Origin of the sequence: Paraglaciecola sp. 25GB23A, from assembly GCF_040012495.1 — a bacterium.
Lineage (GTDB): Bacteria > Pseudomonadota > Gammaproteobacteria > Enterobacterales > Alteromonadaceae > Paraglaciecola.
The window spans coordinates 1-7,340 of the sequence record NZ_JBDYKM010000046.1 but is presented as its reverse complement, the minus strand read 5'-3'; the positions used below and the strand labels follow the sequence as shown (position 1 = coordinate 7,340).

The following is a 7,340-nucleotide window of genomic DNA, read 5'->3' as shown; positions in this document are numbered from 1 at the left end:
GTAGCTCTACCAATCTATTTTTTGTTGGTATGGTTGTTTTAATAATGCAGCATAACAAGCCAAGTCAGCGGGAATTTCACTCACTGAAAAACGCTCATAAAATCCCCTGCTTGGGGCGTTATGCATCTAAGTAATCAGGCTCAAATTTTGAAAATTCTTATTAGTTTTATATTACTAATCACTGCCAATATTGGTTATTGTGAATTGGTTGAGTCAAAAAGCCTGAAAAGTATTGGCGGCAGTATTGTTGAATACGAAGAAGGTAGCTTTGACTTGGTCGTACCTAAAGTACGAGATAGTTGCCTCATCTACTCTGTTAAGACGGATTTAACAGAAAATGGTTCATTGGTTTTATCAAGTGAATTGAGAGATAACTTAAATCGTGAAGACGAGTTTGTATCAACAATAATTTTTGACCCGCTGAGTAAATTTGTACTGTCTGTGACACTTTTATATAAGTGTGAGAATACAGTGAAGATCATTCAACTTGGTTCTTTTGCAGAAATAATAAAGGGGATGTAATGCATAACAAATTAAATCAGCGGAAAACCACTCGCTGCGCTCGCGTTTTCCGCTGTTTAAAGCGTTATAGCGCTTTGGCCTTACAAATTATTGGTTAGTATTGGCAGTAAATTTTAGGCTCAAAAGTTTGTGGTTGGCTAGTGCATTTTTCGGTATTCGCTCATTCAATTTTCAGCCAAACAACCCATTAAACTTCCAACAGTTTTATCAGCATTAGTTCAACCTAACATGCAATTTTCGTTGCAGTTTTAATCAAGGTTGTTTTACAGTGTGGGTAATAATTTTAATCATGTTGTTGTGCAAACAGGGCAGGCGGCAAGCCGCGATAGTTCATTAGGTTGACGCAATAACAAGCAAAGGCATCGGACGCAAAAAGCCGCGCCGTTGCTTTGAGCGTTATGTTTTTAAAGGAGTAAGGAAGTGCAGAGTATGATTGCAAAATATCTTCATAATGATTCAAGAAGTGAAATTAAACTTTACTTGATATTAGTGCCAATTTTAATGCTTTTGTTTGGCATAGGGCTTGGTGTAATTATTGGAGCATCAGGTGGGCAATTTACAATTTCTTTAGCTTTATCATTACTTTGGACTGCGGCAGTTCCTTTGATTTTTATCGGTTATTTAGTACATAAAGCTTTCAAAAAAATTGATGCTCTATAAGTTGTCAAAACATAACAAACCAAGTCATCGGAAAACCACTCACTGGCTGCGCCAAAACTTTCGTGTTTTCCGCTGCTTGGGGCGTTATGTGTCATTCACTGGCAATTATATAATTTGAAAATGGAGATAAATTAGAAATGGATATCAGTAATCCAATTTTTTGGTCATCAGCTTCTGTTTGGGCGATGTTACCTTTACTAGGCACATTAATTGTTCACATCGCATTTAGTGCGGCTGTGTATAATGATGCAGCAAAACTTCAAAATGAAAATCATAACCTTGTATTTGTTGGTCCCATTTTATGGTCTTTAGCAGTTCTTATCGGTGGTGTTTTTGCTGCGGTAGGTTATTGGCTAGTGCATCATTCAACAATGAGTCGACTTTGAGCAATATGCCACATAACAAAAACATCATGGTGGGAATTTTACTCGCTGGAAAAGCGCTCCCAAAATCCACATATGTTAAGCGTTATAGCGCTTTGGCCTTACAACTTATTGGTTAGTATCGGTAGTAAGTTTTAGGCTCAAAAGTGTGTGGTTGGCTAGCTAGTGCTCTTTTTGGCAATCGTCCTTTCATTTCTTAGCCCAAAAACTTTATCAACTTCCAACAGTTTTATCAGCATCAGTTCAACCTAATATTCAATTTTTCGTTGCAGTTTTGCTCAAGGTTGTTTTACAGTGCGGGTAATAATTTTAATCATGTTGTTGTGTTAACAGGGCAGGCGGCAAGCCGCGATAGTTCATTAGGTTGGCGCAATAACAAGCAAAGGCATCGGACGCAAAAAGCCGCGCCGTTGCTTTGAGCGTTATTCGTCAGTGGTAGAAAGGAGTAAAAGTTGGGTTTAAGAGAAAGGGAAATTGAAATAGAACACAATGGAGAACTGATAAAATTCGAGGCAGTAGTCGAAAAATCCAATGCTCATACTTTGTCTACTTTAACTATTAATAATCATATTCAAGATCAAATTAACACTACCCCGGGTGATGGTGTTTTTGGTTGTAGAAAAAGCTTGAGTGGAGTTCTTTCTGGTGGTGAAACTATTCGGTTAGATATTCTAGTAAATTTCTTCCGCAGGCCTCTATATAGCTTTTTCGTTAACGACGAACTTATATATAAACAAAAGGGGACTTGGGGTGGCGTTTAAAACGCATAACAAGCCAAGTCAGCGGGAATTTTACTCGCTGAAAAACACTCATAAAATCCCCTGCTTGGGGCGTTATGTGTTCTAGAGAGTCATGGAAATAAACTTAGCATCCAAATATCAAGTTCTAGAAATCGTTGAGAAAGAGCGATTAATCGGCGTGATGAATACAACTAAATGGAACGCTCTGTTTAATGAACTGAATGAAATTGATGAATTAGTTCGTTTCCGTTGTACTTACATCGATGGCTCAACTTGGCCTGATGAAGAGGCTAGCTTTCCATTCACAAGTGAGTTAGCTCAAGTATGGGGTAACTTTATAGCATTGGAGTTCATTGATATCGATGCCAGAATCAGTCACTCTAGTGGAGCACTGTTAAATCCAAAGATAATTGATCACAAGCAAAAAGTTATCGACATCTGCCAAAGTACACATGCTAAATTTTCTCTTATAGATAACGGTGTTCGAATTTATGGATATTTTAGGCAGGGAAATGAGCCAAATCTTTACAGTCACACATAACAAGGTTAGGCAATTGACCTCCGGTATTTGTCACTTTGTTTGCCAAAAGCCGCAAACAAAGCGCCAAACACCTCCGGCAAATGCTAACGGCGTTAGGTGTTCTTGTGAAACGTGACCTCGATAACCTTTTAGAAATGGTTTTTGACGAGAAGTCATTCTTAAATTTCGTGCAAGCTTTGGGTGAGGATTTCCATGAAGAAAAACAAATTGTAAAAGATAGTCCTTCATTACCATATTCAAATGGTCAACTTGGTTGGGAAAATGGTTCAATTGATACAATGTTAGATGCAGCCGCAGCATGGGGTAATTCAACGCTAATGAATCCTAGTAATAATACATTTTCTAAAAATCCATGGTATCGGTGCGCGCATATTTTATACGCAGGTAAGTTTTATGAGTAACACACCTAACAAACGCCTCATGTTCGCCCAACAAGTTGGGCTGGGACAATTACTCGCTGCAACTTCGTTGCAAAACACTCATAATCGCCCCATAGGCGGGCGTTAGGCGTCAAGGGAGCTGAGAGGAAAATTTGGAAGCACTCAAAGATCTAGAGAAAGCGCACCCGATAGCGTCATATTGGCGACCACTAATTTGTGAGGTTGTGAATGCTATCGTTGAAGGTGACTATTCATTGAGCCGCAAATTTCAAGATACAGTTTCTATTCCTGATGATACAGCTACTGCGAATCGCAATTATATTTCTGACTACGGTGAAACGTTAGTGCCGTTGCAAAATGAAACATGGGAAAGTTCCTGCGCTCAGTGGATGGGTGACCACTGGGACATAATTATAGATCTTTTCACTGAATCAGAGGGGCTTAGTGATTTGGTCCTTACAGGTAAAGTTTGTGAAAATAATGTCAAAATACAATTTAAAGTTGGGTTAATCTATGTCCCCTAAATCATCCGTGCATATGCCGCCTAACAAAAACATCATGGTGGGAATTTTACTCGCTGAAACAGCGCTCCTAAAATCCCCATATGTTTAGCGTTATAGCGCTTCAGCCTTACAACTTATTGGTTAATATCGGTAGTAAGTTTTAGTTTCCTTAGGTTGTAGTTGGCTCGTGCTCTTTTGGGCAATCGTTCTTTCAGTTTTTTTAGCCAAACAACCCGTTAAACTTCCAACAGTTTTATCAGCATCAGTTCAACCTAACATGCAATTATTCGTTGCAGTTTTAATCAAGGTTGTTTTACAGTGTGGGTAATAATTTTAATCATGTTGTTGTGTTAACAGGGCAGGCGGCAAGCCGAGATAGTTTATCTGGTTGGCGCAATAACAAGCAAAGGCATCGGACGCAAAAAGCCGCGCCGTTGCTTTGAGCGTTATATTTTCAAGGGAATTTATGCGTAAGTTTGCAATCCTCTTTCTATTTCCGCTATTTAGTTGCAGTGATGCAGATATTGAACCGTGTAGCACTGTCAAAATAGGTGTCACCGAAACAATACTTATAGAGGAAATAGGCAGCCCTTTTCAGAGATCAGAAGAAATTGAAAATCAAAAAGCTCTTATGTTTAAAGGTAAGAATATTTCACTTGTTATGATCGTTGAATTAGAGAAATCTGATGATGGCGAATATTTGGTTTCCAATTGCAATGTCATGTAAATATAAAAAATATAACAAGTTACCCAATTTCGCCGCACACAACGCGGCTGGGATAAATACTCACTGGGCTTCGCCCAACAACGTTCGTATTTGCCCATTGGCAAAGCGTTATATTTGAAGGGAAGCATGTCACACGATCATACATTTTCAGAAAATGACTGGCCTTTTGATTGCGCTATAAACACCTGCGTTGTAACAACTAAATTTGTTTATGATAAGAGTGAACCAATTGTTCAGGTCACTCACTATGAAGATGGTGAATGGCAGTTTATGTGCAATACAACAGATGATCCAGATGATGGCATGGTTGTTTGTATGGGCTGCTTTTTTCAAAAATTTCCCGAAATTGCTGATTTAGCTAGTTTGCCTCTGGGTTGGGATGCTTACAGAGAAAATGTAACTCAACCTTGGGATATAGAAAATTAGAGCTGTGAAATACAAATATAACAAGTTGCCTAAGTTCGCCACAAAAAGCGTGGCTGGGACAAATACTTATGTGGACTCCCCCGTGTCAACAACCAAAATACTAATGTCACAAAGAAATAAATGCGTACTTATGTACGAGCTCTAGTAGAGAGGCTATCTCAGGCTCACTGATGTTTACGCGAACAAACGGTCAATTCTCACTGGCGAGCTATGATGCTCAATGTATACGACTGACTTCGTTTGTAGATTTTTATCTTTGCACATGCATTTTGATTGATTAACTCATGTTGCGCTGTGAGTTATGCAGCGTGGTACTCGGTGTTTTGTGACAACATAGCGTAAGCCGTTCTCACTGTTTTATTGGCTAGCGCAACGGCCGCACATTTGTTCCCTCGACGTTCCATTAGCCCTTTTAGCCACAGTTCTTTTTTAGTTTTTGCCCCATACCTAAGTACTTTGATAACCACGGCCATGGCGCCGGCAATCAATTGACTTCTTAGGAACGTGTTTTTGCAATGCTTACCGATGGTACCAATATTAGTTTTACCACCAGAAGAATACTGAATAGGAGTTAAGCCAATACAAGCGGATGCATCTTTACCTTTTTTAAAGGGCTGTGACTGCTCTCCACTTAGTGCAATATAAAGGTTGACGGCGTTGATGGGCCCGACACCTTCAAGCTTTAATAGCTTCTTACAATCAGGCAACGAGTGGATGGTTTTTTCCAGGTACTTGTCATATTCACGAATAGTGTTGATCATATTTTCGAGTTGATTTTTTGCCACTCCCAGTGTTGCTCGAAAAATAACCGGTAAGTCATTTTCTGCGTCTTCCAACATATCTTCGAGCTTACTAAGCAAACTGGCTTGAGCATTAGGTACCCGGATATTCAATTCCAACAACAATGACACTATCTGTTTTTGAGCCGCACCTTGATGCTTAAGAGCCAACTCTCGTAAACGTTGTATAGATTGCAATTGTTGTTGCTCAATATTTTTGCCTGTAATGAAAGACATTTCAGGCAAAAATAAGGTTTGCACAATCGCTAAGGCATCGTTCTTATCTGTTTTTTGGTTTTGCCTAACGGCTTTAACTAACTTTGCATTGACGAGGCGTGCATCATGGCCAGCTTTAATGGCTTGTTGATACCAATAGTTTGATGTTGAACATGCTTCAAAAGCAATAGTGACCGGTTTAGTTTTTACTAACCAACAAAGAAACTCATCGGTACTCATCTCTACATTAGATACGACTTTTTTACCATTCAATATACACACTTGAATGATATGCTTTGCTAAATCAACGCCAACTTTAGTACGATACATATTGCGGATTCTCTATAATATTTTTTGTGTGGTAACAATGATATTAACCCACACCTCACGGTTTGGGGGAGTCCAATTATCTCACTGGGCTTCGCCCAACAACGTTCGTATTTGCCCCTTGGCAAAGCGTTAGTTACTTAGGAGGAATATGAGCGAATACACGTTTTCAATTAAAAAGTATCTTACTAAAGAAGAGCAAGGTGAATACTGGAAATCAAATATTGGAATACTAACTGAACTTGGTGAGAAATATTGCCCACAGGTTGAATTGAATGGTGGTTTACCAATAACTCCTGCGTATTTCGATTATTTAAGAACATCTTGGATGTTGGATGAAAACCCAGAAAAATTAGCTCAACAACCTGTTCTGTCTGCATTGGGTTTTGCATTTGGTTTTGTATTAGAAAAAAGCTTAGGTTTAAAATGGGCGCTCATTGAGGATAGTTATGGTGAAATAATTTCACTTATTGCTGATCCACGGGGCGACTCTTTCAAGTACGGGAACATTTCAATACCTCCTTTTTCATTTGTAGAAAAAAGAGCGGAATTGTTGAATTCTGATGCTTTGGAAGATGGGTTTAACCAAATTAAAGAAATGCTTGGTGAAACCAGTAACTAACAAATGCATTATGTTGGGAATTTTACTCGCTGAAAAAGCGCTCCTAAAATCCTCATATGCAAGGCGTTAGGTGTAATTGATGGTTGGTATAGAAGTATTTTCAGGATTAGGTGTTTTCGTTCTCTTGTTTTTACTTGTTAGATCTTTATTTAAAGAAGGTCGAGTCTATGTTTTTACGACATTAATAATATCGTCCATTATTTGCGTTGCACTTTCTTATGATAGCCAAGTTTTTATATCTGCATTTTTGGGTTGGTTTGTAGTTATACCAATACCAGTTGCAGTTTTGGCATTAATAACTAAGTTAAGTTTAAAAAATGCGTGATGGTTATACTGTAAGGCGGCACCTAACAAGGCTATAAAGTATCGGACACATAACAGTTGGCTGTGCTCGTGCCTCGCTATTTTAGCCAACTATTATTTAGCCGCTTATGGCGGCGTTGAGGCTGTAGAAAAACCCTAAAATAGTTCAAAAAACCATCATTATTCACTTCCCACCGATCGTCGTTTGTGA

At 38.8% G+C, this 7,340-nt stretch carries 12 protein-coding genes; 11 read left to right on the top strand and 1 reads right to left on the bottom strand.

Annotated elements, in window-relative coordinates; all coding sequences use genetic code 11:
• Positions 1 to 147 precede the first annotated feature (147 nt).
• The 9 genes from ABKW31_RS22440 (at position 148) to ABKW31_RS22400 (ending at position 4,882) form a co-directional block, all read left to right on the top strand.
• Positions 148 to 522 carry a hypothetical protein gene (locus ABKW31_RS22440; protein WP_348618948.1) on the top strand — a complete coding sequence of 125 codons (375 nt, stop codon included), beginning with the start codon at positions 148 to 150 and terminating at the stop codon, positions 520 to 522.
• 429 nt (positions 523 to 951) lie between these two features.
• Positions 952 to 1,182, top strand: coding sequence for a hypothetical protein (locus tag ABKW31_RS22435; protein ID WP_348618947.1), 231 nt, complete (start codon positions 952 to 954; stop codon positions 1,180 to 1,182).
• A 137-nt stretch (positions 1,183 to 1,319) separates the two neighbouring features.
• The gene (locus tag ABKW31_RS22430) at positions 1,320 to 1,568 is read left to right on the top strand and encodes a hypothetical protein (RefSeq protein ID WP_182693013.1); all 249 of its coding nucleotides are present in this window, start codon (positions 1,320 to 1,322) and stop codon (positions 1,566 to 1,568) included.
• Between the two features lie 449 nt (positions 1,569 to 2,017).
• Positions 2,018 to 2,326 (top strand): hypothetical protein, encoded by a 309-nt coding sequence (locus ABKW31_RS22425; protein ID WP_348618946.1) that lies wholly within the window; start codon positions 2,018 to 2,020, stop codon positions 2,324 to 2,326.
• Positions 2,327 to 2,417: 91 nt separating this feature from the next.
• Positions 2,418 to 2,846 (top strand): DUF6678 family protein, encoded by a 429-nt coding sequence (locus ABKW31_RS22420; RefSeq protein ID WP_348618945.1) that lies wholly within the window; start codon positions 2,418 to 2,420, stop codon positions 2,844 to 2,846.
• A 104-nt stretch (positions 2,847 to 2,950) separates the two neighbouring features.
• Positions 2,951 to 3,247 (top strand): hypothetical protein, encoded by a 297-nt coding sequence (locus ABKW31_RS22415; protein WP_348618944.1) that lies wholly within the window; start codon positions 2,951 to 2,953, stop codon positions 3,245 to 3,247.
• A gap of 131 nt (positions 3,248 to 3,378) precedes the next feature.
• Positions 3,379 to 3,750, top strand: coding sequence for a hypothetical protein (locus ABKW31_RS22410; protein ID WP_348618943.1), 372 nt, complete (start codon positions 3,379 to 3,381; stop codon positions 3,748 to 3,750).
• Between the two features lie 445 nt (positions 3,751 to 4,195).
• Entirely contained in the window at positions 4,196 to 4,456 is a 261-nt protein-coding gene (locus ABKW31_RS22405; RefSeq protein ID WP_348618942.1) for a hypothetical protein, read from the top strand.
• A gap of 126 nt (positions 4,457 to 4,582) precedes the next feature.
• Entirely contained in the window at positions 4,583 to 4,882 is a 300-nt protein-coding gene (locus tag ABKW31_RS22400) for a hypothetical protein (RefSeq protein WP_348618941.1), read from the top strand.
• Positions 4,883 to 5,181: 299 nt separating this feature from the next.
• Here the strand turns inward: ABKW31_RS22400 and ABKW31_RS22395 are convergent, their stop codons facing one another.
• Entirely contained in the window at positions 5,182 to 6,207 is a 1,026-nt protein-coding gene (locus ABKW31_RS22395; protein WP_348618940.1) for an IS110 family transposase, read from the bottom strand.
• A gap of 148 nt (positions 6,208 to 6,355) precedes the next feature.
• Here ABKW31_RS22395 and ABKW31_RS22390 point away from each other — a divergent pair, with 148 nt between their 5' ends.
• Both ABKW31_RS22390 and ABKW31_RS22385 read left to right on the top strand, forming a co-directional pair.
• Positions 6,356 to 6,826, top strand: coding sequence for a hypothetical protein (locus ABKW31_RS22390; RefSeq protein ID WP_348618939.1), 471 nt, complete (start codon positions 6,356 to 6,358; stop codon positions 6,824 to 6,826).
• 79 nt (positions 6,827 to 6,905) lie between these two features.
• Positions 6,906 to 7,151 (top strand): hypothetical protein, encoded by a 246-nt coding sequence (locus tag ABKW31_RS22385; RefSeq protein ID WP_348618938.1) that lies wholly within the window; start codon positions 6,906 to 6,908, stop codon positions 7,149 to 7,151.
• Positions 7,152 to 7,340 lie beyond the last annotated feature (189 nt).

Coding starts and splice junctions, on each gene's coding strand:
- ABKW31_RS22435 (WP_348618947.1), top strand. CDS start 952: ATGATTGCAAAATATCTTCATAATGATTCAAGAAGTGAAATTAAACTT.
- ABKW31_RS22430 (WP_182693013.1), top strand. CDS start 1,320: ATGGATATCAGTAATCCAATTTTTTGGTCATCAGCTTCTGTTTGGGCG.
- ABKW31_RS22420 (WP_348618945.1), top strand. CDS start 2,418: ATGGAAATAAACTTAGCATCCAAATATCAAGTTCTAGAAATCGTTGAG.
- ABKW31_RS22405 (WP_348618942.1), top strand. CDS start 4,196: ATGCGTAAGTTTGCAATCCTCTTTCTATTTCCGCTATTTAGTTGCAGT.
- ABKW31_RS22400 (WP_348618941.1), top strand. CDS start 4,583: ATGTCACACGATCATACATTTTCAGAAAATGACTGGCCTTTTGATTGC.
- ABKW31_RS22395 (WP_348618940.1), bottom strand. CDS start 6,207: ATGTATCGTACTAAAGTTGGCGTTGATTTAGCAAAGCATATCATTCAA.
- ABKW31_RS22390 (WP_348618939.1), top strand. CDS start 6,356: ATGAGCGAATACACGTTTTCAATTAAAAAGTATCTTACTAAAGAAGAG.
- ABKW31_RS22385 (WP_348618938.1), top strand. CDS start 6,906: ATGGTTGGTATAGAAGTATTTTCAGGATTAGGTGTTTTCGTTCTCTTG.